The organism is Kaistia terrae, assembly GCF_026344005.1.
GTDB lineage: Bacteria > Pseudomonadota > Alphaproteobacteria > Rhizobiales > Kaistiaceae > Kaistia > Kaistia terrae.
Window position 1 is genome coordinate 13,030 of sequence record NZ_JAPKNH010000016.1, and the last position, 22,749, is coordinate 35,778.

The following is a 22,749-nucleotide window of genomic DNA, read 5'->3' on the forward strand; positions in this document are numbered from 1 at the left end:
CCGGCCATCGAACCGTATTGCACCCGTGGCAGCGCGAAGGATGCCTGAAAATCGATCTAAACCATGGATCGGACGGCTTTGGAACGGCAATAGCCAGCGTTCTCGCCATTTCGATAGGAACTTTCGACATTCGCCCGGCCCCGTCGCACGGCGCGCCGCCGAACGACCAAGGCGACGGCTGGAGATAAGCGAGGCGAGATGGCAAAATTACGCCGGCTGCGAAAAATGGGGCCTGTGAAGCACAGTCTCTCGCGGACACGACCAGGCCCGCTTCGCCCGGTCGCGCGGGGCAAGCGGACCCTCCTTAGCGACACGCGCGATCAGTCGGCGACGCGGGCGAGCGTGCCGAGATGTTCGTCGTCGAGGAACTCGATCGTCACCGTCTCGGCCTTGCCGGCCGGGTTGATGGCAAAGCGGATGGCGGAGGGCCTGTCCGGCATTTCGGCATCCGGGAAGATCAGGAAGAGATCGCGATCGAAATGGCTGAGCGGATAGGTGCGCGCGCCTTTTGGGCCGAGGGCGAGGGTCAGCGCCCCACCCGCCTCCGCGACCTGCGCCTCGCCGACATAGGCGTTGCGATAGTGGCCGGCATAGGCTGCAAGCGGTAGCGGCGGGCTTGGCGGCGTCGGCGGCGTCGCATAGGCGGCCTTGGCCTGCGCGACGGCGGGGCCGAACAGGCCGCCATAGATATCGCCCCAGATCGAGCCCCAGTCGCGGGAGACGGTGCCGTCAAAGACGAGATCGAAGAAGCTGTCCGCCAGCCCTTCCGGCGCACCGGTCGGGAAGGCATTGGTCAGCACGACGATGCCGAGCGAGGCGTCCGGATAGAGCGACGCCAGGGTGCGGCTGCCGAGACTGAAGGCGCCGGCATGTCCCCAGTTGAGGCCATGGCGCCCCAGCTCGACATTCCAGCCGAGCCCGTAGAACGAGGTGGCGCCTGTCGCGGGATTGGTGCCGAGCGCCATCAGCGGCACATGGGTCGCGGCCAGCGCCTCGGCGCCGATCAGCCTCTCGTCGTCGAAGCTCCCCTTGGCCAGTTGCAGGCGCACCCATTGCGCCAGATCGCGCGCGCTCGAACTGACGCCGGCGGCGGGCGACTGCATGTCCGGGTCGCGCGTCACCTTTGCTTCCCAGCCCTGGCCGAGATCGATGTGCAGCGCGGCCCGGTTGGCCCTGGCGAGAAAATCGGCGTGGCGCGAGCTGGTGGCGTTCATGCCGAGCGGCCGATAGAGCCGTTCCTCGGACACCTCTTCCCAGGGTTTGCCGGTCGGCCGCGCGGCGGCAACTCCGGCCTCGGTGAAACCCGCATTGCTGTAGGAATAGCCGGCGCGGAAACTGGACGATGGCGGCACGAGGCGCAGGCGATGCAGCACCGTTTCGCGATCGAAGCCAATATCCTCCAGCTCGTTGCCGGCAAGGCCCGGCAAGCCGCTGCGATGGGCGAGCAGGTCGCGGATCGTCAGTTCGGCCGTCGGATAGGCATCATGCAGGCGGAAGGCCGGATCTAGATCGGCGATGCGCGTGTCCCAGCCGACGACGCCGTCGCTGACGAGAGAGGCGACGACGGTCGACGCGATGGGCTTCGAGAGCGACGCGATCTGGAACACCGTGTCAGGGTCGACCACCTCCGCCTTGCTGGTATCGCGAAGCCCGAAACCCTTCAGGTAGACGATCTGGTCCTCATGCACGATAGCGATGGCAAGCCCGGGGACGGCGCGGTCGGCAACGAGTTGCTGCGCCATGGCCTCTAGCCGAGGCAGCGCCGCCAGCACCTTGTCGCGCGAGACCGGTTCGGCCGATGCGGTGCCCCACCCCAGTCCGACGAAAGCGGCGGCCGTGGCGAAACGCCAAACCCCATTCCCAGACATCGCGCCCATGCCAAGCCCCCGCCGAACCTTCCGTTGCGGCAAGATTGCGTCAAAGACCAGCGCCTGCACAAGCAGCAAGTTTTGCGGAGGCGCGCGCCGCATTTCGGTTGAAGGCCGGAGAAAAGGGTGGCGACGGGAAGGGTTCGAGCCCGCTATCGTGTCGGCCATGAGCGGCCGGGCCGCATGATTGGGGGGACATCCGATGACGCAGGCAAACACCTTTCTCTATGTCGGCGGCTGCAACCGCCCGACGCCCTATTTCGCCAGCGCCAATGCGCGCGGCATCTCGATCTTCGCCTTCGACCAGGCAAGTGCTACGGCAACGCCGCTCGGCGCCCAGGGCGGCATTGAAAACCCGACCTTCCTGACCGCCGCCCCGGATGGCGGCACGCTCTATGCGACCAGCGAAGTGGCGGAATGGAACGAGGGGCTGATCAGCGCCTACGCCATCGATGCGGCAACCGGCGCGCTCTCCTATGTGAACCGCCAATCGACGCTGGGCAGCATCACGGCCTATGCGAGCCTCGACCGCTCGGCGCGCTTCGTGGCAATCGCCAACTATATGGGGACGCCGGAAAGCGAACGACCAAATCAGTCCGTCGCCATCTTCCCGCGCCGCGCCGATGGTGGCCTCGATCCGGTTGCCGCCTCCGCCGCCCATCCAGGCCGCGGGCCGGATGTGGGCCGGCAGGATCGTTCGCATGCGCATTGCGTGCAGGCGACGCCGGACAACCGCCATATCGTTGTCAGCGATCTCGGGATTGATCGGCTCGTTTGCTATCGCTTCGACGCCGCGACAGGAGCGATCGAGAAATCCGGTGAGACGGCGCTGCCGCCCGGCTCCGGCCCGCGCCATTTCGCCTTCCACCCGACAAAGCCGTTTGCGTATGGCATCAACGAGCTGAGTTCGACCGTCGCTTCCTTCAGCTTTGATGCCGAAAACGGCACGTTCCTGCTACTCGACATCGCCACGACGGTTCCCGACGCGGTGCTCGCCATCAATCATTGTTCGGAGATCAAGCTCAGCCCGGACGGGCGCTTCCTCTATGCCGCCAATCGCGGCGAGGACAGCCTGGCGATCTTCACGATCGGCGCGGATGGCACCGCGCAAGACCGCAGGACGGTTGAGGGCGGTGGCAAGACGCCCCGCCATTTCGCCTTCTCGCCGGATGGCCGGACCCTGGCGCTGGCCAACCAGGACAGCGACATCGTCACCCTGTTCGGCGTCGACGCTGAGGACGGCTCGCTGACCCATCTCGGCCGGGACATCGCGGTCGGCACGCCGACGGCGATCTGCTTCGTGACGATCGCGGGGTAGCAGGCAGCACATATCCGTTTACAGACCCTCGCCGCAATAGCCTCCGCAATTCTGTTGCAGGCCTGACACAACGCTAGGGAAAGCGGCAGTATTTCTACGGAATACCTGTACTTTCCCATGCGTAACCCGCAAAGCTGCGCAATGGGTCGTGGGTAGAAGGGTTCGAGGATGATTTACATTCAGCGCGCCGCGGTAGTTGCCGCTCTCGCCGTTATCAGTGCTTCGTCGGCTATGGCAGCCGATTTGACCGTAGCTCCTGTCGAGACGCCCATGGCGCAGTCATACATCTGGACTGGTCCCTATATCGGCGCCAACCTCGGTTGGGCCAATCTCAAGTCCGATTGGCACGATGTCGATGACGACTGGGGCGGCTACACCTACGATGCCGGCTCTGACGGTTTCACGATCGGCGGACAGATCGGCTACAACTACCAGCTTCAAAACAACGTAGTTCTCGGCATCGAGGCCGATCTGAATTACGCGACGAACAGCAAGTCCTACGACGCTCCCGGCTACGGCGACGTTGAACTCGAAAACGACATGAATGGCTTCGGCACTATCCGCGCCCGTCTCGGCTACGCCTTCGACAACGTCATGCCCTATGTCACCGGCGGTCTGGCACTCGGTCACTTCAAACATCAATGGACCGAGATTGATGACGTGTCTGACAGCTGGTCTGATTTTGGCGGCTGGGAGGCCGGCTGGGTCGCTGGCGGTGGCGTCGAGTGGGGCTTTGCGCAGAACTGGACCGTCAAGTTCGAAGGTCTCTACGCGGGCTTTGGAAACGTGACGTCGACTAATGATGAGGGATATCGCATGGATGTCGACCGCGACGTCGGCATCATCCGCGCCGGTCTGAACTACCGCTTCTGAGCGAAATTCTCCGCAACAAGACAAGCCGCCGGTCTCGACTGGCGGCTTTTTTGCTTTCGGCTTGTGGTGCGACACACGAATGAGCCGAGACGGATGGCCGACCGAAGGTGGATGACCCTGCCCCCATCGACGGCGGCCCAAGCCGTGTTATAGCTCAGGCTGCAACGGAGCCCTTTGCCATGCTCACCTTCCTGCCCTCGCTCTCGGTTTTCCTCGCCTACCTGGTCGCCGTCATCGCGCTCACGCTGACGCCGGGGCCTGATATGACGCTGTTTCTCGGCAAGGCGATCGGGCAATCGCGAAAGGCCGGCATTGCCGCGTTTGCCGGTGCTTCGACCGGGCTGATCGTTCACACCGTGCTGGTGGCGGTCGGGCTGTCGGCGCTGCTGGCCGCCTCGACCACGGCCTTCACCATCCTGAAGGTCGTCGGCGCCGCCTATCTCGTCTATCTCGCCGTGCAGGCGATCCGTCACGGCTCGGCGCTTTCCGTCGGCGGCAAGGGTTCGTCCGATCCGATCAGCAAGGTCTATCTGAAGGGCCTGATGGTCAACCTGCTGAACCCGAAGATCATCGTGTTCTTCGTGACCTTCCTGCCGCAATTCGTGACGCCGACCGATCCGCATGCCGCCGGCAAGCTGCTGTTTCTCGGCCTGATGTTCGTCGTCGTCGCCACCCCGATCAGCATCGCCATGATCTGGTCGGCCGGCTCCCTCGCCTCATTCCTGAAGCGCTCGCCGCGCGCGACGCGGGCGGTCGACTGGCTGTTCGCCGGCGTGATGGGCGGCTTTGCCGTGCGGCTTATTCTGGCCCAGGGGAAGTAGACTGATCCGCCGGACCTGAGACGGCTCGGCCCGAGACAGAACGCCCCGAGCCGTGGCCGGCGATTACCCAATAAGCGAAGCCGGCGACCAGCCCGGCCGCGACCGGCGGCAGCGCAGCAAATTCGGTGCTGTTCGCCAACAGGTGCAATCCAAGGCCAATCGCGCCACCGAACAGCGACCACAGGATCGCCGAGCGCAGGGCAAAGATTTCAGCCACGACGATGCCGGCCAGGAATGGCAGCAGCGCGTAGCGCGAGATCTCGACCAGAAGGATGAACACCGGCGCGAGGATCACCGGGATCTCGCCATTCGGGCCATCCCAGATGTCGTTGCCGGTGAAGCCGAACGCTGCCAGATAGATGAAAATCGCGCTGGCGATCGCCGCGATCAGCCCCAGCGGGATCAGCAGGATGATGCGGAGAAAGGCTCGCATCAGCCGTCCGTGTCGAAATCAAGCAGGAGTCCGTCGGCGGCGAATTCGGCATCGAACTCCTGCCCATCGGCCAGGCGACCCTCGATCTCGATCCGCCCGCCGCTTTCAAACTCGATCTTCTCCAGCTTCGCGTCGGCAGGCCAGGACGCATTGCCGAGGACCGGGGCCGGGACAAGGCTACGGATATCCGCGATGGGGAAGAGGTCCTTGCCACGAGCCTCGACATCCTCGATCCCGTCATCGCCGTCGAGGTCGATCTCGACGCGGGACCCGCTCGGCAGGGTGCCGAGAACGCGGCGGCCATATTTGGCGTTCGGCTTTTCGCGGATCTGGACGTCGGTCAGGCCGAGATCGGTGACGGCCCGCGGCAGATCCTTGGCGACGGCGACGCCCGGAATGGCAAGGCTGGCGGCCAGAACAACGATCGGCAATGCGTATTTCATCGACTTCACCTTCAATTTGAGCTGTTCAATTGAACCCGGCGGAGGTGAAACACTCGTATCAGTCGTCGTCGCTGGTGACCATCGCCTCAAGCGCGAGCCGCTCGCGAACGCGCATGCGCTCGCTCTCGCTCTTCAGCTGGCCGCAGGCGGCCAGGATATCGCGGCCGCGCGGCGTGCGGATCGGCGAGGCATAGCCGGCGCGATTGACGATGTCGGAGAAGGTCTCGATCGTCTCCCAGTCCGAGCACTGGTAATTGACGCCGGGCCAGGGATTGAACGGGATCAAATTGATCTTGGCCGGGATGCCCTTGAGCAGGCGAACCAGTTCGCGCGCATCGGCCGGGCTGTCGTTGACGTCCTTCAGCATCACATATTCGAAGGTGATGCGGCGGGCATTGGTCAGGCCCGGATAATTGCGGCAAGCGTCCATCAGCTCGGCAATCGGATACTTCTTGTTGAGCGGCACCAGCATGTCGCGCAGATCGTCGCGCACGGCGTGCAGCGAGATCGCCAGCATGGTGCCGATCTCGGCGCCGGCGCGCTCGATCATCGGCACGACGCCGGAGGTCGACAGGGTGATGCGGCGCTTCGAGAGCGACAGGCCCTCGCCATCCGAGGCGATCAGCAGCGCCTGCTTGACGTTGTCGAAATTATACAGCGGCTCGCCCATGCCCATCATGACGATGTTGGAGACGAGACGGCCCTCGGAGGGAACCGCCATGCCGACCGGCGTCGACTTCTCCGGGAAATCGCCAAGGCGGTCGCGCGCGACCAGAATCTGGCCGACGATCTCTTCGGCCGTCAGGTTGCGCACCAGCTTCTGCGTGCCGGTGTGGCAGAACGAACAGGTGAGCGTGCAGCCGACCTGCGATGAGACGCAAAGCGTGCCGCGGCCGATCTCGGGGATGTAGACGGTCTCGATCTCGACGGGACGGCCGGCGCCGCGCGGGGGAAAGCGCAGCAGCCATTTGCGCGTGCCGTCCTGCGAGATCTGCTCGGTGACAATCTCGGGGCGCTTCAGCGAGAAATTTTCCGCCAGCGTGACGCGCAGATCCTTCGACACGTTGAGCATGTCGTTGAAATCGGTGACGCCGCGCGCGTAGATCCAGTTCCAGATCTGCGCCGTGCGCATGCGGATCTGCTTCGGCTCGATGCCGATCGAGGCGAGCTGCTCGCCAATCTCGGGCCGCGTCAGGCCAACCAGCGAGCCCTTCTCGCCCGAGGCGAGCGGTGCGCGGGCGGGCGATACAAGTGCGGGTGAGGCCACGGCGAGCGGTGCGGTCATATCGGTATCGGGTTCCGGGTGAGAGGCCGGGCGCCAGAGGCGCGCATCGAGGCCATCCATCATTGTTGACGGCCTCATATCACAATTTTCACGAAATCAGGAATGCTTCAAATGAGCGGCCGCCCTGCGCAGAACAAGGGGCAGGCGATCCATCGACGTGGCGGGGGCGCAAAAGGACGCAATCCGGCATTTTCAAAATCGTGCAGCTTGGCTAGATTGCCCGGCGAGCACCGTCTCATCGAACCCTTCGCGACGTCGCGGCCAACCGGCACCGTCCGGCCCGCCAGTCTGGCGACAATTTTTGGATGAGACGATGACCGATACGCAAACTTCCACCCATGCCGCTCCCGACCATGGCGTCCGCTTCGGCCGCATGGCGCCCGGCATTGTCGTGCGCGACATCGAGCGGTCGCTGGCATTCTATCGCGACGTGCTCGGCTTCACGAAGACATTCCAGAACGGCGATCCCATCGGCTTCATGATCCTGAAGCGCGACGCGGCCGAACTGCATCTGAACCTGCAGCGCGACGCTGTCGCCGGCCTGCACAATGTGGCGCATCTGATGGTCGACGACGTCGACGCGCTGCATGCGCGTTGCCAGGCCAGCGGCGTGCGCATCATCAAGGGATTGCGCGACAAGGACTTTGGCCTGCGCGCCTTCGTGATCGCGGATCCCGACGGCAACCGGATCGACGTCGGCCAGCCGCTCTAGGCCTGGCTAACCCTGCGTCGAGGTCAGCGCGTCCCAGCCGAGCATGGTGCTGTGGGCGACGGAGATCAGCGTGCCGACATCGGCGCCGTCGCGCGCCTCGATCGACATGCCCTTGATGACGGTGCCGAAATAGGCGGCGATGCGGTCGAGATTGAGCCCTGCCGGCAACTCGCCATCCGTGACGCCGCGCTCTAGCCGGTCGCGGATGCGTCGCGCCATGTCCTTGCGCTGGTCGCATAGGAACTGCTGCGCCGCATCCGTCTCGGGCCCGCCATTGGTCGCGCCCAACATGAGGAAGCAGCCGGAAGGCTTGTCAGGACGCGCGCAGGATCTCGCGCTGGCGAACAGCATCGCGGCGATCGAATCCCGCGTCGTCAGGTCGCCTTCCAACATCTGCAAGGTGCAGGCGTCGTCCGTCGCCACATAAAGCGCCACCGCCTCGCGAAACAGCTCTTCCTTGGAACCGAAGGCGGCATAAAGCGAGGGCGAATTGATGCCCATCGCCTCGGTCAGTTCGGCGATCGAGGTGCCGGCATAGCCGCGCGCCCAGAACACTTCCATGGCCCGTTCCAAAGCCACCGATCGATCGAAACTGCGGGGACGTCCGCGAGCGTTCATGGCGTGCGTGCAGCCTTTTTTCTTTTTGTAACGATCAACAAATAAAGCGCTTGACGCCGGGAATCAAGCCGTTATGTTTTGTGTATCGGCCGACACATAATTCAGAGTCGGTGGTGACCCCAGAGCGCGCGGCGCCTCTCCCGCCGCGCGCTTCGCCGTCTCCAATGGGTCGTGCCCCCGGCCGACCGCGCTCAACAGATCGAGACCACCATGACCGACGCCTCTCACGCGGCGGCAGCGGGCCGGCACCTTGTGCTCGCCGCCGTTTTCCTCGTTGCCGTCACCATGCCGCTATCCTTTACCGGCCCCGCCGTCGCAACGCCGGCGATCGGCCGCGATCTCGGCGGCGACCTCGCCCTCCTGACCTGGATCGTCAACGGCTTCATGCTCGCCTTCGGCAGCACGATCATGCTCGGCGGCGCGCTGGCCGACCAGTTCGGCCGCAAGCGCATGTTCCGCATCGGCGCCATCAGCTTCACCCTCACCTCGCTCGCCGTGGCGCTGGCGCCGAACGTGCTGATCCTCGACTTTTTGCGCGCGCTGCAGGGTATCGCGGCGGCGATCTCGATCTCGGCCGGCTTCGCCGCCGTGGCGCAGGATTATGAGGGAGCCGACCGCACCCGCGCACTCGGCCTGCTCGGCACCGGCTTCGGCATCGGCCTGGCCTTCGGACCGCTGATCACCGGCGCGCTGATCGGCGCCTTCGGCTGGCGATCGCTGTTCGTCGCCACCGCCCTGGCCGGGCTGCTCATCCTCGTCGTCGGCGTGCCGAGAATGCGCGAAACCCGCGATCCCGGCGCCATCGGCATCGATCGCTGGGGCGCGGCCAGCTTCACCGCCATGCTGGTGGCGCTGACCTTCGGCATCATCCTCGGCCCGGATCGCGGCTGGGACGATACGCTGGTGATCACGCTGCTCGTCGGCGCCGCCATCCTGCTGATCAGCTTCATCGCCATCGAAAACCTGCAGACGCGGCCGATGCTCGATCTGTCGCTGTTCCGCTATGCCCGCTTCGTCTCGGTGCAGGCGCTGCCGGTCGCCGTCGCCTATTCCTTCATCGTGCCGTTCATCCTGCTGCCGGCCCGCTTCATCCGCATCGAGGGGATGAACGAGTTGGAAGTCGGAATGATGCTGCTGCCGCTCAGCCTGCCGATCGCGACGATTCCCTTCGTCGCCGCCAACATCGCGCGCTGGATTCCGTCCGGGATCCTCGCCGGGCTCGGCCTGATCGTCGCCGGCGCAGGCGTGCTGATGCTGGCCTTCGTGCCGATCGGCAGCGCGCCGACGGCGTTCATCCTGCCGCTGTTCATGATCGGCGCCGGCGCCGCCCTGCCCTGGGGCCTGATGGACGATCTCGCCATCAGCGTCGTGCCGACGGAACGCGCCGGCATGGCGACCGGCATCTTCGGCACCATGCGGGTTGCCGGCGAGACCGTCGCCATCGCCATTGTCGGCGCCTTGATGGCGGCCTTCGTCACCGGTGGACTGGGCGCAAGCCTCGATACCCTGCCGGCCGATGTCGCCAACGGCGTCGCCAGCGCGGTGGCCGGCGGCGGTCTCGATCAAGCGGCAACGATGGCTCCGTCGATCGGACGCGCCGCAGCGGCCGAGGCCTATGGCGCGGCGTTCCGCAGCACCATGCTGATCTGCTCGGCGATCACCTTCGCCGCCGCGCTCATCACTCTGGTGACGCTGCGCTCACGCAAGGCGAAGCCGGCACGCGAGCCGATCATGCTCGAAATCGGCGCGTAATCGGGAGGCTCCGAGACTTCAGGCCGATGGACCTGGTCCCCCATCATCCTGAGGTGCTTCGCGTGAGCGAAGCCTCGAAGGAGGATCCAGCGAAACCCGATTTGCGGACGAAGTCGGAAGCCCCGCGCCACCGACCCGCAGACTTCGGCATTCCCTGGACCCTCCTTCGAGGCCCGGCTTTGCCGGGCACCTCAGGATGAGGGTCGAGCTTTCGGGATCATGGGCCAGAGAGGCGGCAACAGCCTGGTTTGCTCATTGGACGCTGTAATAGAAAAGCCCACTCCCGCGCGGCGGGGGTGGGCTTTTCTTGTTCAATCGACCAACTGGCCGGATCAGACGTCTTCGGGCGCGTCGCCATCGAGTTGGTCGAGGCTTTCGAGATCGTCCAGATCCTGCTCTTCGGCATCCGTATCGACGACGCCGAGGCTTTCGGCCGTCAGCCAGAACACTTCGCCGATGCTCTCTTCGGTATCGAGCCAGAAGAAGTCGAGCGCGGGATATTCAGCCTCGATGATCTCGCGGCCGGCGCCGATCTCGCAAAGCAGGCCGCCGCCCGGATTGAGGTGATCGGCGACGGTGTCGAGGATGCGGCGGACGATGTCGAGGCCGTCAAGGCCGGACGCCAGCGCCATCTCGGGCTCGTGCCGGTATTCTTCCGGCAGCTCTTCCATGGCGATCTCGTCGACATAGGGCGGATTGGTCAGGATCAGATCATAGCGCTTGCCGCCGAGCGGAGCGAACAGGTCGCCCTCATACAGCTCGATGCGGTTGGCCAGATTGTGCTCGGCCACGTTGATGCGGGCGACGTCGAGCGCATCCGGCGACAGGTCGACGGCATCGATCTCGGCGTTTTCGAACACGCCGGCAGCCAGGATCGCCAGCGAAGCGGAGCCGGTGCAGAGATCGAGCACGGTCTCGACCGACGACAGATCGTCGATCAGCGTGAATTCCTCGCCGCCGAAAAACTCGGAATGGATCAGTTCGCCGATGAACGAACGCGGCACGATCACGCGCTCGTCGACGAAGAACGGCACGCCCTGGATATAGGCGCGGTTGAGCAGGTAGGGCGTCGGCTTGCGGGTCGTCACGCGAGCCTCGATCAGATCGGCCAGGCGTTGGCGTTCGGCCGGCAGCAGGCGCGCGTCGAGGAAGGGCTCGAGCGTATCGATCGGCAGCTTCAAGCCTTCCAGAACCAGATAGGCGGCGTCGTCGAACGCCGTCGAGGCGCCATGCCCGAAGGCGAGGCCGGCCTGGTTGAAGCGGCTGATCGCATAGCGGAGGAAGTCGCGGACGGTGAGAAGCTGTTCGGCGGGGCTGATTTCGGTCAAGGCAGGCTCGTGGTTAAGAAAAGGTTTCGACGTGTCCTAGCAGGTCGAAACGCTTCGCGCATCACTTCCGCCTGCGATGTCCAGTCCCATGCGCCGACGGGGTGTCGTCTGGATGCAATTCCGGGGGATCGCACCGAGGCCGTGCGCGTGGCGTGAATGACGGCATCCACGCTATGCGTCCTTCGAGACGGCCTTCTACGAAAGCCCCTCAGGATGTTGGGGTGGTGCTTGGCAGGACGATCAAGCTCCGGTTCGGCCTCCGGCTTCCATACCGATCGACCGAGCCCCAATCCCCAACATGCTGAGGAGGCCCGAAGGGCCGTCTCGAAGCACGCACAACACGCCTGTCGAGCGAGAGGCCGGAGACAAAAAAGGCCGGGGATCTCCCCGGCCCTGTCAAATTCGCAATCGATCGGAACTCAGCCCTGGTCGGTCGGAAGGTTCAGGGTTCCGTCCGGGCTCAGCTTGTCCACGGTTGCCGGCAAGACCTTGGCCAGAAGGTCACCGACCTGATCCATCGGCAGACCGAGCGAGGTGCCGATTTTCTGCAGCTGTTCATTGCCCAGCGCGGCGCGAAGATCGTCGGCGCTGATCGGCAGATTGCCTTCCTTGCCGAGCCACGAAGCCACTTGCTCCCCGAGCCCGGAGTTCTGCAACTGCCCAAGCACGCCGTCGAGGCTGCCAAACGGCGTATTGGCGAGCGCATTGTTCAGCGTCTGCCCCAGGGCTTCAGCCTGAACGCCCTCACCCGCTTGTCCCTGGCCTTGCAACGCGCTCAGGACATTGCCGACCAGACCGTCAAGAATACCCATGATGGTTCTCCTTCAGAACGGTTCGCAGTTCCTGGCCAGTTTCCGACAGGCACGAAACCTGCCGGAACCAATCTACTGGCCCTTTGCCTTCAGGCGCTTGTTGCAGTCGCTCCAGTATTGCGGCCACTTGGCGCCATCCGGCAGCTTTCCGGCTGCCTTGTTCTTCTGCCATTCCGCGCCGCAGGCGCGGATGCGGACGACCGCGGCCTGTTGGCCGGGGGTCATCTGTCGCTTGCCGACCGTCGTCTTGGTGGTGTCGAGCTTGGCGGCGGTGTCGGGATCCGGCAATTCGATGCCCGTCTCGTCATCGACCGGTGCGGCGGCCTTGGTCGTCTTGGCGGCCTTGGTCGGCGCCGCGTCATCCGTCGCATTCGCTGCGGCGTAATCCTTGCTGCACTGGCTCCAGAATTTCGGCCAGGTCTGGCCGGCCGGTACGGTGCCGGCAGCCTTCAGCTTCGCCCAGTCGTCGCTGCAGGAAGCCATGGCTGTCTGGCCAGCGGGCTTTGCATCGGCGGCGGGAGCCGTCGTCTTCGCAGCGGTGGTCTTTGCCGCGGTGGTCTTGGCAGCCTTCGCCGCAGGGGCAGCCGCCGCATCATCCGCCGCGTTGGCCGCGGCAAAATCCTTGCTGCACTGGCTCCAGAATTTTGGCCAGGTCTGGCCGGCCGGAACCGAGTCAGCGGCCTTCATCTTGGCCCAGTCGTCGCTGCAGGACTTCATGGCCGTCTGGCCAGTAGCCTTGGCATCGGCGGCGGGAGCCGTGGTCTTCGCGGCGGTCGTCTTCGCGTCGGGCTTGGCCTTGGCGTCAGCTTTGGCATTGGCGTCAGATTTGGCCTTGGCGGCAGGTGCGGCGGCGTCATCGGCCGGGTTGGCAGCGGCGAAGTCCTTGCTGCACTGGCTCCAGAATTTCGGCCAGGTCTGGCCCTCCGGAACCTTGTTCGAAGATTTCAGTTTGGACCAATCGCTGCTGCAGGACTGCATGGCTGTCTCGGCGGCGGCGGGCAAGGTTGCCGCAAGCAGTCCCAAGGACAAGCTGGCGCCGACCAAGATAAGCCTGGCTCGCATCTTCATAGTGCCGGTCTCCCTTCGATGTCTGGCGACATCACGACCCGACGAGACCACAGCGGCCTCGCGCGTCCCCCGTTTGCTGAGGGAACATCCGCACGTTGCAGGTGTCAATCGCAACATGCGCGGCGGATCAAAAATCGTCGTCAGGATCCGGCAAGATCGCGGCCGCCGAAACGGCAGCCGCGATCTGTTCTTTTCTATGGCTTATTATTTGCTGTTCTTGGCGAGCCAGGCTTTCATGAAGGCGATCTCTTCATTCTGGGCCTTGATGACGGCTTCGGCGAGCTTGCGCGCCTCCGGGTCCTTGCCATATTTCAACTCAATCTCGGCCATGGCGACCGCGCCTTCGTGATGCGGGATCATGGCGCGGAAGAAGTCGATATCGGCATTGCCCGAATAGTCGATCGCCATGCCGTCCATCATCGCCTTGTCGGCGGCGCGGAAGGCCTTGGTCGAGGCGCTGTCGCCCGGCTGCTCCGCCGGCATGGCGCCGTGATCCATTTGGCCATGGTCCATCTTGCTGTGATCGACGGCTTCTTCGGCCGAGGCAGGCAGGATGGCGAGAGAGAAAGCGGCGACAGCCGCCAGCTTCAGAAGGGTATTCATGATCGTTTGTCTCATGGTGATGAGGCGGGCAGAAAAGAGCGGCGTCGCGGCCCGCTCGCGCCGACGCAAATCGTTTGCTGGACGTCAAACGATCAGGCGCGGGGCGGCGGCAGATCAGGGCCGATCGCCTGTTGCGCCGGCATCTCGTCGGATAACGGCCGGAGCCGGACGCGCATCACCGCGTCCACAGCATCCAGCGGCGTCTCGAGGAGCGGCGCCGAAGTCGGCATGGCGAAACAGCAGGAAGGCAACAAAATCGCCCCGGACGGCGGATGCGAAGCGGGGCTCATGCCGGTCATCATCGCGGCATGCCCGGCGCTGCCCGAGGGAGAAACCATCGCCGCATGGGGACATCCCGCCTGGCCGACGTGATCCGTCGCCGCCATGGCCTGGCCGGAGCCGACCGGCAGCAGCAGGGTAATGACGACGAGAAAGAGGGCGGCGAGGCGCCTTGCGATATGCACGCGGTGAAACTGGTCACTCCGGCCGCCGCCGTCAAGGGAGCCAGATATCTGTTCACGCTCGCCAGATAAGTGTTCAGCTGTCATTCAGCGCTGCTAGGCTGTATTGGCGAAAAGCTTGAGAAGATCGCGAGACGATACGATGACACGGCACACGAGGATCGGACGACGGCAATTGATCGGGTTTGGCGCAGCCGGACTCGGATCGACGCTGGCTGTCGCCTCGCTGGCCAGCGCTTCGTTTGCCGAGACGCCGCTTGCCGCGCCTTCGATCCCCCGCGCCGCCGACAACATCGTCTGGAAGATGGCGACGGCCTGGCCCAAGGACATGCCCGGCCTCGGCGCCAGCGCGCAGGCCCTGGCCGACCGGATCGCGACGCTTTCGGACGGCCGCCTCAAGGTGCAGGTGTTCGATGCCGGCGACCTCGTTGCGCACAACCAGGTGTTTGACGCCGTTTCGACCGGCAAGGCCGAGATGGGCCATGGCTCGCCCTATTATTGGGCGACCAAGGACCCGGCCTTCCACTATTTCTCCGGCGTGCCGTTTGGCCTGACGGCGGCCGAGCATGTCGCCTGGCTTGCCTTTGGCGGCGGGCAGGCGCTCTGGGAAAGCGCCTATGAGCCGTTCGGCGTCCTGCCCTTCTATGTCGGCGCGACCGGGCCGCAGGCGGCGGGCTGGTTCAAGCGCGAGATCCGCACGCCGGAAGATTTCAAGGGCCTTGCCATCCGCATCACCGGGCTGGGCGCCGACGTGCTGAAGCGGATGGGCGCCAATCCCGTGCTGCTGCCGCAGGGCGATATCGCGGCGGCGCTTGAATCCGGCGCCATCGACGCGGCCGAATGGGCCGGACCCTGGAACGACCTCGCCCTCAACCTGCCGCGCTCCGCCCCCTTCTGCTACATGCCGGCCTTCCACGAACTGTCGACGGCGATCGAGCTGATGGTCGGCAAGACGGCCTATGAGACGCTGCCAGCCGATCTGCAGGCGGTCATCCGCGCCGCCGCCCTGGCCTCGGCGACGGAAATCTCGGCCGATTTTACCGCCAACAACATCCTGGCGCTGCCGATGCTGATCGATCGTGGCACCTCGGTGAAGCATTTTCCCGACGCGGTGATCGACGCGCTCGCCAAGATTTCAGCCGAGATCCTGAACGGCGTCGGCGATTCAAGCCCGATGGCGAAGGAAGTGCACCCCGCCTTCATCGCCTTCCGCAAGAAGGCCGTCGCCTACGCCGCCGTCGCCGAAGGCGCGGCGCTGACGATGCGGGCCCGGGCGCTGGCGATCTAGAGCCTATAACCCCTTACACGCCTCCCACGCCCACCCTCGCCGTCATCCCGGGCGGAGACCCGGGATCCGTCCATCCGGGTTGGGTACCGCGCGAAGCTCCCGAAAAAGCGGCTGCATGGATCCTCGCCTCCGCGAGGATGACGGAGGTTTTCGGGGAGAACGTGGGATCGATCCGACGTTCAGTCCAGCCGCTTCTGCAGGAACACCAGGTCGAGATAGCGGCCGAACTTGAAGCCGAGTTCCGGCATGCGCGCCGTCTCCACAAAGCCCTGCTTCTCATGCAGGCGGATCGACACCTCGTTGCCGGCCTCGATGCCGGCGACCATCATGTGCTTCCCCTGTTGTTTAGCCGCGTCCACCAGCGCCGCCAGCAGCGCCGAACCCGCTCCCTTGCCGCGAGCGGACGTCGCCACATAGATCGAGTTCTCGACGGTGAAGCGATAGCCCTGGAAGGCGCGAAAATCGCCATAGCTGGCATAGCCGAGCACGGTTTCGCCCTCGGCGGCGACCAGCACCGGAAAGCCCTGCCCCACGCGGGTGCGGAACCAGGCGATACGATTATCGAGATCGACGATGTCGTCGTTCCAGATCGCCGCCGTATTGACGACCGCGTCGTTGTAGATCGCGAGGATGGCGGGGAGATCGGCCTCTAGGGCCGGGCGGATCGTGGTCATGCTCAAACCTGCTTGTAGAAGAATGTCGCCGAGGCGAGCGTGCCGTCCGGGGTCAGCGAATGGCCCGGCATGACGCCAAATTCCGTCCAGCCATGCGCGCGGTACAGCGCCTCGCCGGCCGAGCCCGTCTGAGTATCGAGATGCGCCAATGTCCGGCCGGAAGCCCGTACCACGTCTTCCGCCGCCTGCAAAAGCTTGCCGCCGAGCCCGCGCCGACGCTGGCTCGAATGCACCAGCATCTTGCCGATCTCGGCCCGATGCGGCCCGTTCGGCTGCGGCGCGAAGGTCACGACGACCGTGCCGACGATCCGCCCGTCAATTTCGGCGACCAGCAGCACGCGGCCGCCGTCCTCGATGCCCGCCATCTGGCCCTGCCAGAATTCAACGCCTTCCCCGTGCGAAAAGCCGGCCAGGAAATTGACCGAGGCGCCATGCGCAACGGCGTCGACGAGGATATCGGCCAGGGCCGGGATCGCCGCCCGCGCGGCGGAAGCGTCCAATTGCACGATTTCGACCATCATCGCTCCGAGGTTCTCCTGCCCCAAAAACAAGCTTCAGCATCGCTTCTGTCAATGTTAAACTGGAGGAATAGGAAAAATTGAACGCCAGCATAAACAATCTTTATGGATATCGATCAGCTCCGCAGTTTCGACCGGATCGTGCGCGATGGCAGCTTCACCAAGGCGGCCGCGCGGCTCAACGTCACCCAGGCGACGATCTCGATGCGCATCCGCACGCTCGAAGCCCATGTCGGTGGCGCGCTGTTCACGCGCGGGCGAAAGGTGGAGCTGACCGAGCGCGGCACGACCTTCCTTTCCTATGCGCGGCGCATTCTGGCGACGCTGCTGGAAAGCGAGGACGCCATGCGCAGCGTCGATCGCGGCCGCATCGCCTTCGCCTCGCTGCGCAGTTTGATCGAACCGCTGGCAACCCCCGCCGTCGTCGATTTCATGCGCGCCCATCCCCGTGTCGAGTTGCGCTTCGAGGAAGGCCGCCACCGCGACATCGCCGAATGGCTGCATGACCGCAGCCTCGACCTCGCCATCATCGGCTGGCCGAATTTCGATCCGCTGCTGGAAGCACTGGAGCCGATTGCCATCCTGCGCGAAAAGGCCGTGCTGGCCGCTTCGCCGTCGCTGGCTGAAAAGATCGGCCCGCAACCGACCCTCGACCGCGTTTTCGAGGTTGCGCCGCATTTCCTCTCCTTTTTCTGGTGGCAGGTGACGCCCGACGCGATTCAGACGCTGCGCCACCGCGCGCGCACCAGTTCGCAGGTGCTTTTCTCCTCCGGCCGCGCGCTGATTTCGCGCGGTGACGCAATCGGCCACCTGCTCCAGGCCTCGATCACCGAGGATCTGGCGGAGGGCCGCCTGGTCGATCTCGCGCCGATCGACATGCCCGCCATCTGGCGCGATTCCGCGCTTGTCGCGGGCTCGGCCGATGCCATTTCGCGCCCCCTGGTGGCCGAACTGGCCGAGCGGATCGTCGCCCGCGCCGCCACGCTCGGCGTCCTTCATGCGGATCGACGATAAAAAGGCGCGATCTGGCGCTTTGCGGCCAACAACCTTGATGCTATTGAGCGCGCCATGAGCACCGCGCCGCAAGACAACATCCGCAATTTCTCCATCGTCGCCCACATCGATCACGGCAAGTCGACCCTTGCCGACCGATTGATCCAGGCCACCGGCGGCTTGACCGACCGTGAGATGAAGGAGCAGGTACTCGACTCGATGGATATCGAGCGCGAGCGGGGCATCACCATCAAGGCCCAGACCGTCCGGCTGGACTACAAGGCCAAGGATGGCAATACCTACATCCTCAACCTGATGGACACGCCTGGCCACGTCGACTTCGCCTATGAAGTATCGCGGTCGCTCGCTGCCTGCGAAGGCGCGCTTCTCGTCGTCGACGCGTCGCAGGGCGTCGAGGCGCAGACGCTGGCCAACGTCTACCAGGCGATCGACAACAATCTCGAGATCGTGCCGATCCTGAACAAGATCGACCTGCCGGCGGCCGAACCCGACCGCATCAAGGCGCAGATCGAGGAAGTGATCGGCATCGACGCCTCGAACGCCGTGCTGATTTCGGCCAAGACCGGCATCGGCATTCCGGACGTTCTCGAAGCCGTCGTCACCCGCCTGCCGCCGCCGAAGGGCGACCCGGACGCTCCGCTGAAGGCGCTGCTGGTCGACAGCTGGTACGACGCCTATCTCGGCGTCATCGTTCTGGTTCGCATCATCGATGGCCGCCTGAAGAAGGGCGCCCGCATCCGCATGATGCGCGCCGATGCCGTCTACGAAGTTGAGCGCGTCGGCTATTTCACGCCGAAGCTGGTCCCCGTCGAAAACCTCGGCCCGGGCGAGATCGGCTTCTTCACCGGTTCGATCAAGGAAGTGGCGGATACGCGCGTCGGCGATACCATCACCGATGACAAGAAGCCGACCGCCGAAGCGCTGCCGGGCTTCCGCCCGGCCCAGCCGGTGGTGTTCTGCGGCCTGTTCCCGGCCGATGCCGCCCAGTTCGAGGAACTGCGCTCCGCGATGGGCCGCCTCCGGCTCAACGACGCGTCGTTCTCGTTCGAGATGGAATCCTCCGCGGCCCTCGGCTTCGGCTTCCGCTGCGGCTTCCTCGGCCTGCTGCATCTGGAAATCATCCAGGAGCGGCTGGAGCGCGAGTTCAACCTCGACCTGATCGCGACCGCGCCTTCGGTTATCTACAAGATCATCCTGACCGATGGCAGCGAGGTCGAATTGCACAATCCGGCCGATATGCCGGACGTGATGAAGATCGAGGAAATCGCCGAGCCGTGGATCCGCGCGACGATCCTGACGCCGGACGAATATCTCGGCGCGATCCTGAAGCTCTGCCAGGACCGGCGCGGCGTCCAGTCCGACCTCTCTTATGTCGGCTCGCGCGCCATGGTCACCTACGACCTGCCGCTCAACGAAGTCGTGTTCGATTTCTACGACCGGCTGAAGTCGATCTCGAAGGGCTATGCCTCGTTCGATTATCATTTGACCGACCACAAGCCGGGCGAATTGGTGAAGCTGCAGATCCTGGTCAATGGAGAGCCGGTCGACGCGCTGTCGATGCTGGTTCACCGCACCCAGGCCGAGCGCCGTGGCCGCGCCATGTGCGAGAAGCTGAAGGATCTGATCCCGCAGCACCTGTTCGTCATTCCGATCCAGGCGGCCATCGGCGGCAAGATCATTGCGCGCGAGACCGTCAAGGCGATGCGCAAGGACGTGACGGCGAAGTGCTATGGCGGCGACATCACCCGCAAGCGCAAGCTTCTGGACAAGCAGAAGGAAGGCAAGCGGAAGATGCGCCAGTTCGGCAAGGTCGACATCCCGCAGGAAGCCTTCATTGCTGCCCTGAAGATGGACGATTGAGCCGGCGCAGGCTGGTTTTTCGAGTTTCATTCGGCCGTTCCGGTTCACCCGGAGCGGCCGCTTTGTTTTGGGGGCACGTTTTCGCCCGCCCTGCCCCGGACTCCGCCTTCTGCCGTAGACGACCCGGCCTCTCGACCCTACCCTTGTCCGATGAGCAGAGCCTTTGTGAAGGAAGATGTCGACGTCGACGACGGCTTGCCGGAACGCCTCGTCTCGCCACATCCAAACTTTGTCACGCCGGAGGGGCTCCTGGCGATCGAGGCCGAGGTGACGCGCCTTGGCGCCCTGCTCGCGACAGCGAAGGCTGCCGAGGACGCCATGGCCGTGGCAACGCTCGGGCGCGATCTGCGCTACTGGCAGCAGCGCCGCTCCAACGCGGAGCCGATTTCGCCGCCCGACACGATGCAGATCGTCCAGTTCGGCTCGACGGTGACGGTCGTTCGCGATGACGGACGACGCCAGAGCTACCGGATCGTTGGCGAGGACGAGGCAGACCCGAAGACGGGCACCGTTTCGCATGTGTCGCCGCTGGCACAGGCGGCGCTGGGCCGCAGTGTCGGCGACGAGATCGTCATCGCGGGCCAGGACGCCGAGATCGTCTCGATCTCCTGAGGGTTTTGGTGCCGCCTCTTGCGTGCTTCGCGACGGACCTACGGTCCTCCTCAGCCTGTTTAGGCTTTTGGGATCATGGCGGACCCAACCTCGACCATCATCCTGAGGTGCCCGGCAAAGCCGGGCCTCGAAGGAGGGTCCAGGGAATGCCCCGGATCGGGCGGCGGGACGGGATCCCCTCGGCTTCGAACGCTGCTGCTTCGCTGGACCCTCCTTCGAGGCTTCGCTCACGCGAAGCACCTCAGGATGATGGCGGAGGTGACGATTGGCAGGAGGGCCCGGAGGCCGGAACAGCCTGAACCCTCGCCTCCAAACGAAAATGGCGCCAGCCGGAGCTGACGCCATCGAAATCAACCGAACCGTGACGTTCAGACCGGCTCGGAAACCTTGGGCTGCGGCACGACGCGGAGATATGGCTTCAGCGTCTTCCAGCCGCCCGGGAATTTTTCCTTGGCCGCCTCGTCGGACACGGACGGGACGATGATGACGTCTTCGCCCTGCTTCCAGTCGACCGGCGTTGCGACCGAGAACTTGGCCGTCAGCTGCAAACTGTCGATGACGCGCAGGATCTCGTCAAAATTCCGCCCGGTGGATGCCGGATAGGTAAGCGTCAGCTTCAGCTTCTTGTCGGGTCCGATCACATAGACCGAACGGACCGTCGCGGTGTCGGAGGCATTGGGATGGATCATGCCGTAGAGATTGGCGACGTTCTTGTCGTGATCGGCGATCAGCGGAAAGTTCAGCGTCGCGCCGGTGGCGTCGCGGATATCGTCGATCCACTGGCCATGGTTGGAAAGCTGATCCACCGAGAGGCCGAGCACCTTGACGCCGCGCTTGTCGAATTCCGGCTTGAGCTTGGCGACCGCGCCGAGCTCGGTGGTGCAGACCGGCGTAAAATTCTTGGGATGCGAGAACAGGACGCCCCAGCCATCGCCGAGCCACTCGTGAAACGAGATCTTGCCTTCGGTCGTATCAGCGGTGAAATCGGGAACGACGTCGCCCAGATTGAGTGCCATTTTTCGCGAACCTTCGATAAAGGGGGCCAACCACCAACGGGTCGGCAATCATTTATGCCCCGAGTATGGCATGGCGAGGCAACCCGTCAATCGCGGAATTCCGCCATTCCTGAGCATGGAATGGCCAATTTTTCGAAAACGCCGCCAATTCATTCCGAGACCAGGCGACTGGACACTCGCTGGCGAAAAATTCATCCAAAACAGCATTCGAACGATCCCGTCGCGATGGTTGATAAATCGTCAAGACTGATCGGCGATACTGCCCATTGGGGAGCGCTGACTATGAAGGTGTCATCATGCTGAAAAGGCCGATCCGCGCGCTGGCGCTTTCGATCCTGCTGCCGGTTCTCGCCGCCCTGCCCGCCATGGCGGACGCGATCGACACGACACCAGCCAAGATCCTGTTCGGCGACGTCAAGACGCCGATCCCGCTCGAGGCGCGCGCCATCGGCTCCTATGCCAAGGGCTGCCTCGCGGGTGCCGTCGCCCTGCCGGTCAACGGCAAGGACTGGCAGGCGATGCGCCTGTCGCGCAATCGCAACTGGGGTACGCCGGAGCTGATCGCCTTCACGGAAAAGCTCGCCCACGACGCCAAGCGCCAGGACGGCTGGCCGGGCCTGCTGGTCGGCGACATGGGCCAACCGCGCGGCGGCCCGGCGCGGACGGGCCATGCCAGCCACCAGATCGGCCTCGACGTCGATCTCTGGCTGACGCCGATGCCGGCCCGCCTGCTCTCCCGCGACGAGCGCGAGAAGATGTCGGCAACCTCGATGGTCAATGAAAAGGCGCGCCTGATCGACCGCTCGGTCTGGACCAATGGCCAGGTCAAGCTGATCCGCCGCGCCGCCCTCGATCCCCGCGTGGCGCGCATCTTCGTCAACCCGGCGATCAAGAAGGCGCTTTGCCAGGATGCGCGCGGCGATCGCGGCTGGCTCAACAAGGTCCGGCCCTGGTGGGGCCACACCTATCACTTCCACGTCCGGCTCGATTGCCCGCCCGGCATGGCGAGCTGCGTGCCGCAGAAGGCGCCGCCCGCCGGCGATGGCTGCGGTCCGGAGCTCGATGCCTGGCTGCAGCCGCCGAAGCCGCCCAAGACGCCGACCAAGCCGACGAAGCCCACCGTGAAGCCGCGCGCGATGGTGCTGGCCGACCTGCCGGCCGCCTGCCGCCAGGTGCTGATCGGCGCACCGCCCGGCATGACGCCGGAGCCCGCTTCAGCGCCGGCGATGGCCTATGACGCCGCTCCGCCGGCCGAGGTCGAAAGCCCGGTCGACGAGCCGGCAACGGGAACGCTCCACTAGGTCACGAAAACCGAAGCGGCGCGCCGCTTCAGGGTTAACGGATCGCTAACAGAAAACGGCCGCTTCGAACC

General features: G+C 64.7%; 23 protein-coding genes. 10 read left to right on the forward strand and 13 right to left on the reverse strand.

Annotated features, from left to right (window positions below):
• Positions 1–320: 320 nt before the first annotated feature.
• Positions 321–1,868, reverse strand: coding sequence for a serine hydrolase (locus OSH12_RS24915; protein WP_266346398.1), 1,548 nt, complete (start codon positions 1,866–1,868; stop codon positions 321–323).
• Between the two features lie 202 nt (positions 1,869–2,070).
• On the opposite strand from OSH12_RS24915, the gene OSH12_RS24920 reads away from it, so the two are divergent.
• The 3 genes from OSH12_RS24920 (at position 2,071) to OSH12_RS24930 (ending at position 4,880) form a co-directional block, all read left to right on the forward strand.
• Positions 2,071–3,186, forward strand: a complete 1,116-nt coding sequence (locus OSH12_RS24920) for a lactonase family protein (protein ID WP_266346352.1) — start codon at positions 2,071–2,073, stop codon at positions 3,184–3,186.
• Positions 3,187–3,354: 168 nt separating this feature from the next.
• Positions 3,355–4,059: an outer membrane protein gene (locus tag OSH12_RS24925; RefSeq protein ID WP_266346353.1), complete on the forward strand. Its 705-nt coding sequence runs from the start codon at positions 3,355–3,357 to the stop codon at positions 4,057–4,059.
• A 179-nt stretch (positions 4,060–4,238) separates the two neighbouring features.
• On the forward strand, positions 4,239–4,880 hold the full coding sequence (locus OSH12_RS24930) for a LysE family translocator (protein WP_266346354.1): 642 nt from the start codon (positions 4,239–4,241) through the stop codon (positions 4,878–4,880).
• On the opposite strand, the gene OSH12_RS24935 is transcribed toward OSH12_RS24930, so the two are convergent.
• From OSH12_RS24935 to rlmN, 3 genes are read right to left on the reverse strand one after another with little or no spacing between them, the layout of a single operon-like run.
• A complete protein-coding gene (locus tag OSH12_RS24935) occupies positions 4,858–5,313 on the reverse strand; it encodes a hypothetical protein (RefSeq protein ID WP_266346355.1) in 456 nt (151 codons plus the stop codon). The genes OSH12_RS24930 and OSH12_RS24935 overlap by 23 nt on opposite strands.
• Complete coding sequence (locus tag OSH12_RS24940) at positions 5,313–5,756, reverse strand: hypothetical protein (protein ID WP_266346356.1); 444 nt, start codon at positions 5,754–5,756, stop codon at positions 5,313–5,315. The genes OSH12_RS24935 and OSH12_RS24940 overlap by 1 nt, the downstream gene beginning before the upstream one ends.
• Before the next feature lie 58 nt (positions 5,757–5,814).
• Positions 5,815–7,041 (reverse strand): 23S rRNA (adenine(2503)-C(2))-methyltransferase RlmN, encoded by a 1,227-nt coding sequence (gene rlmN, locus OSH12_RS24945; RefSeq protein ID WP_266346357.1) that lies wholly within the window; start codon positions 7,039–7,041, stop codon positions 5,815–5,817.
• Between the two features lie 313 nt (positions 7,042–7,354).
• On the opposite strand from rlmN, the gene OSH12_RS24950 reads away from it, so the two are divergent.
• Positions 7,355–7,753, forward strand: a complete 399-nt coding sequence (locus tag OSH12_RS24950; RefSeq protein WP_266346358.1) for a glyoxalase superfamily protein — start codon at positions 7,355–7,357, stop codon at positions 7,751–7,753.
• A 6-nt stretch (positions 7,754–7,759) separates the two neighbouring features.
• On the opposite strand, the gene OSH12_RS24955 is transcribed toward OSH12_RS24950, so the two are convergent.
• Positions 7,760–8,314: a TetR/AcrR family transcriptional regulator gene (locus tag OSH12_RS24955; RefSeq protein ID WP_266346359.1), complete on the reverse strand. Its 555-nt coding sequence runs from the start codon at positions 8,312–8,314 to the stop codon at positions 7,760–7,762.
• Positions 8,315–8,581: 267 nt separating this feature from the next.
• On the opposite strand from OSH12_RS24955, the gene OSH12_RS24960 reads away from it, so the two are divergent.
• The gene (locus OSH12_RS24960; RefSeq protein ID WP_266346360.1) at positions 8,582–10,123 is read left to right on the forward strand and encodes an MFS transporter; all 1,542 of its coding nucleotides are present in this window, start codon (positions 8,582–8,584) and stop codon (positions 10,121–10,123) included.
• Positions 10,124–10,455: 332 nt separating this feature from the next.
• Here the strand turns inward: OSH12_RS24960 and prmB are convergent, their stop codons facing one another.
• The 5 genes from prmB to OSH12_RS24985 all read right to left on the reverse strand — a co-directional run bounded on the left by prmB (position 10,456) and on the right by OSH12_RS24985 (position 14,482).
• Entirely contained in the window at positions 10,456–11,451 is a 996-nt protein-coding gene (gene prmB, locus OSH12_RS24965; protein WP_266346361.1) for a 50S ribosomal protein L3 N(5)-glutamine methyltransferase, read from the reverse strand.
• 419 nt (positions 11,452–11,870) lie between these two features.
• Entirely contained in the window at positions 11,871–12,263 is a 393-nt protein-coding gene (locus OSH12_RS24970) for a YidB family protein (RefSeq protein ID WP_266346362.1), read from the reverse strand.
• A gap of 72 nt (positions 12,264–12,335) precedes the next feature.
• Positions 12,336–13,241: a hypothetical protein gene (locus OSH12_RS24975; RefSeq protein ID WP_266346363.1), complete on the reverse strand. Its 906-nt coding sequence runs from the start codon at positions 13,239–13,241 to the stop codon at positions 12,336–12,338.
• 294 nt (positions 13,242–13,535) lie between these two features.
• Positions 13,536–13,934 (reverse strand): CopM family metallochaperone, encoded by a 399-nt coding sequence (copM, locus tag OSH12_RS24980; protein ID WP_266346364.1) that lies wholly within the window; start codon positions 13,932–13,934, stop codon positions 13,536–13,538.
• Between the two features lie 92 nt (positions 13,935–14,026).
• A complete protein-coding gene (locus tag OSH12_RS24985; protein ID WP_266346365.1) occupies positions 14,027–14,482 on the reverse strand; it encodes a hypothetical protein in 456 nt (151 codons plus the stop codon).
• Between the two features lie 55 nt (positions 14,483–14,537).
• On the opposite strand from OSH12_RS24985, the gene OSH12_RS24990 reads away from it, so the two are divergent.
• Complete coding sequence (locus tag OSH12_RS24990; RefSeq protein ID WP_266346366.1) at positions 14,538–15,683, forward strand: TRAP transporter substrate-binding protein; 1,146 nt, start codon at positions 14,538–14,540, stop codon at positions 15,681–15,683.
• 179 nt (positions 15,684–15,862) lie between these two features.
• Here OSH12_RS24990 and OSH12_RS24995 read toward each other — a convergent pair whose 3' ends face one another.
• Positions 15,863–16,357: a GNAT family N-acetyltransferase gene (locus OSH12_RS24995; protein WP_266346367.1), complete on the reverse strand. Its 495-nt coding sequence runs from the start codon at positions 16,355–16,357 to the stop codon at positions 15,863–15,865.
• Positions 16,358–16,359: 2 nt separating this feature from the next.
• On the reverse strand, positions 16,360–16,878 hold the full coding sequence (locus OSH12_RS25000; protein WP_266346368.1) for a GNAT family N-acetyltransferase: 519 nt from the start codon (positions 16,876–16,878) through the stop codon (positions 16,360–16,362).
• 102 nt (positions 16,879–16,980) lie between these two features.
• On the opposite strand from OSH12_RS25000, the gene OSH12_RS25005 reads away from it, so the two are divergent.
• The 3 genes from OSH12_RS25005 (at position 16,981) to greA (ending at position 20,361) form a co-directional block, all read left to right on the forward strand.
• A complete protein-coding gene (locus OSH12_RS25005) occupies positions 16,981–17,889 on the forward strand; it encodes a LysR family transcriptional regulator (protein WP_266346369.1) in 909 nt (302 codons plus the stop codon).
• 54 nt (positions 17,890–17,943) lie between these two features.
• Entirely contained in the window at positions 17,944–19,749 is a 1,806-nt protein-coding gene (lepA, locus tag OSH12_RS25010; protein ID WP_266346370.1) for a translation elongation factor 4, read from the forward strand.
• A 150-nt stretch (positions 19,750–19,899) separates the two neighbouring features.
• Positions 19,900–20,361 (forward strand): transcription elongation factor GreA, encoded by a 462-nt coding sequence (gene greA, locus OSH12_RS25015; RefSeq protein ID WP_266346371.1) that lies wholly within the window; start codon positions 19,900–19,902, stop codon positions 20,359–20,361.
• Between the two features lie 368 nt (positions 20,362–20,729).
• On the opposite strand, the gene OSH12_RS25020 is transcribed toward greA, so the two are convergent.
• Positions 20,730–21,377 carry a peroxiredoxin gene (locus OSH12_RS25020; protein WP_266346372.1) on the reverse strand — a complete coding sequence of 216 codons (648 nt, stop codon included), beginning with the start codon at positions 21,375–21,377 and terminating at the stop codon, positions 20,730–20,732.
• Positions 21,378–21,673: 296 nt separating this feature from the next.
• Here OSH12_RS25020 and mepA point away from each other — a divergent pair, with 296 nt between their 5' ends.
• The gene (mepA, locus tag OSH12_RS25025; protein WP_266346373.1) at positions 21,674–22,678 is read left to right on the forward strand and encodes a penicillin-insensitive murein endopeptidase; all 1,005 of its coding nucleotides are present in this window, start codon (positions 21,674–21,676) and stop codon (positions 22,676–22,678) included.
• Positions 22,679–22,749 lie beyond the last annotated feature (71 nt).

What these genes read in the sequence shown, in the direction of transcription:
- OSH12_RS24915 (WP_266346398.1), bottom strand. Translation starts at nt 1,868, where the DNA reads ATGTCTGGGAATGGGGTTTGGCGTTTCGCCACGGCCGCCGCTTTCGTC.
- OSH12_RS24920 (WP_266346352.1), top strand. Translation starts at nt 2,071, where the DNA reads ATGACGCAGGCAAACACCTTTCTCTATGTCGGCGGCTGCAACCGCCCG.
- OSH12_RS24925 (WP_266346353.1), top strand. Translation starts at nt 3,355, where the DNA reads ATGATTTACATTCAGCGCGCCGCGGTAGTTGCCGCTCTCGCCGTTATC.
- OSH12_RS24930 (WP_266346354.1), top strand. Translation starts at nt 4,239, where the DNA reads ATGCTCACCTTCCTGCCCTCGCTCTCGGTTTTCCTCGCCTACCTGGTC.
- OSH12_RS24935 (WP_266346355.1), bottom strand. Translation starts at nt 5,313, where the DNA reads ATGCGAGCCTTTCTCCGCATCATCCTGCTGATCCCGCTGGGGCTGATC.
- OSH12_RS24940 (WP_266346356.1), bottom strand. Translation starts at nt 5,756, where the DNA reads ATGAAATACGCATTGCCGATCGTTGTTCTGGCCGCCAGCCTTGCCATT.
- rlmN (WP_266346357.1), bottom strand. Translation starts at nt 7,041, where the DNA reads ATGACCGCACCGCTCGCCGTGGCCTCACCCGCACTTGTATCGCCCGCC.
- OSH12_RS24950 (WP_266346358.1), top strand. Translation starts at nt 7,355, where the DNA reads ATGACCGATACGCAAACTTCCACCCATGCCGCTCCCGACCATGGCGTC.
- OSH12_RS24955 (WP_266346359.1), bottom strand. Translation starts at nt 8,314, where the DNA reads ATGGAAGTGTTCTGGGCGCGCGGCTATGCCGGCACCTCGATCGCCGAA.
- OSH12_RS24960 (WP_266346360.1), top strand. Translation starts at nt 8,582, where the DNA reads ATGACCGACGCCTCTCACGCGGCGGCAGCGGGCCGGCACCTTGTGCTC.
- OSH12_RS24970 (WP_266346362.1), bottom strand. Translation starts at nt 12,263, where the DNA reads ATGGGTATTCTTGACGGTCTGGTCGGCAATGTCCTGAGCGCGTTGCAA.
- OSH12_RS24975 (WP_266346363.1), bottom strand. Translation starts at nt 13,241, where the DNA reads ATGCAGTCCTGCAGCAGCGATTGGTCCAAACTGAAATCTTCGAACAAG.
- copM (WP_266346364.1), bottom strand. Translation starts at nt 13,934, where the DNA reads ATGAATACCCTTCTGAAGCTGGCGGCTGTCGCCGCTTTCTCTCTCGCC.
- OSH12_RS24985 (WP_266346365.1), bottom strand. Translation starts at nt 14,482, where the DNA reads ATGACAGCTGAACACTTATCTGGCGAGCGTGAACAGATATCTGGCTCC.
- OSH12_RS24990 (WP_266346366.1), top strand. Translation starts at nt 14,538, where the DNA reads ATGACACGGCACACGAGGATCGGACGACGGCAATTGATCGGGTTTGGC.
- OSH12_RS24995 (WP_266346367.1), bottom strand. Translation starts at nt 16,357, where the DNA reads ATGACCACGATCCGCCCGGCCCTAGAGGCCGATCTCCCCGCCATCCTC.
- OSH12_RS25000 (WP_266346368.1), bottom strand. Translation starts at nt 16,878, where the DNA reads ATGATGGTCGAAATCGTGCAATTGGACGCTTCCGCCGCGCGGGCGGCG.
- OSH12_RS25005 (WP_266346369.1), top strand. Translation starts at nt 16,981, where the DNA reads ATGGATATCGATCAGCTCCGCAGTTTCGACCGGATCGTGCGCGATGGC.
- lepA (WP_266346370.1), top strand. Translation starts at nt 17,944, where the DNA reads ATGAGCACCGCGCCGCAAGACAACATCCGCAATTTCTCCATCGTCGCC.
- greA (WP_266346371.1), top strand. Translation starts at nt 19,900, where the DNA reads ATGAGCAGAGCCTTTGTGAAGGAAGATGTCGACGTCGACGACGGCTTG.
- OSH12_RS25020 (WP_266346372.1), bottom strand. Translation starts at nt 21,377, where the DNA reads ATGGCACTCAATCTGGGCGACGTCGTTCCCGATTTCACCGCTGATACG.
- mepA (WP_266346373.1), top strand. Translation starts at nt 21,674, where the DNA reads ATGCTGAAAAGGCCGATCCGCGCGCTGGCGCTTTCGATCCTGCTGCCG.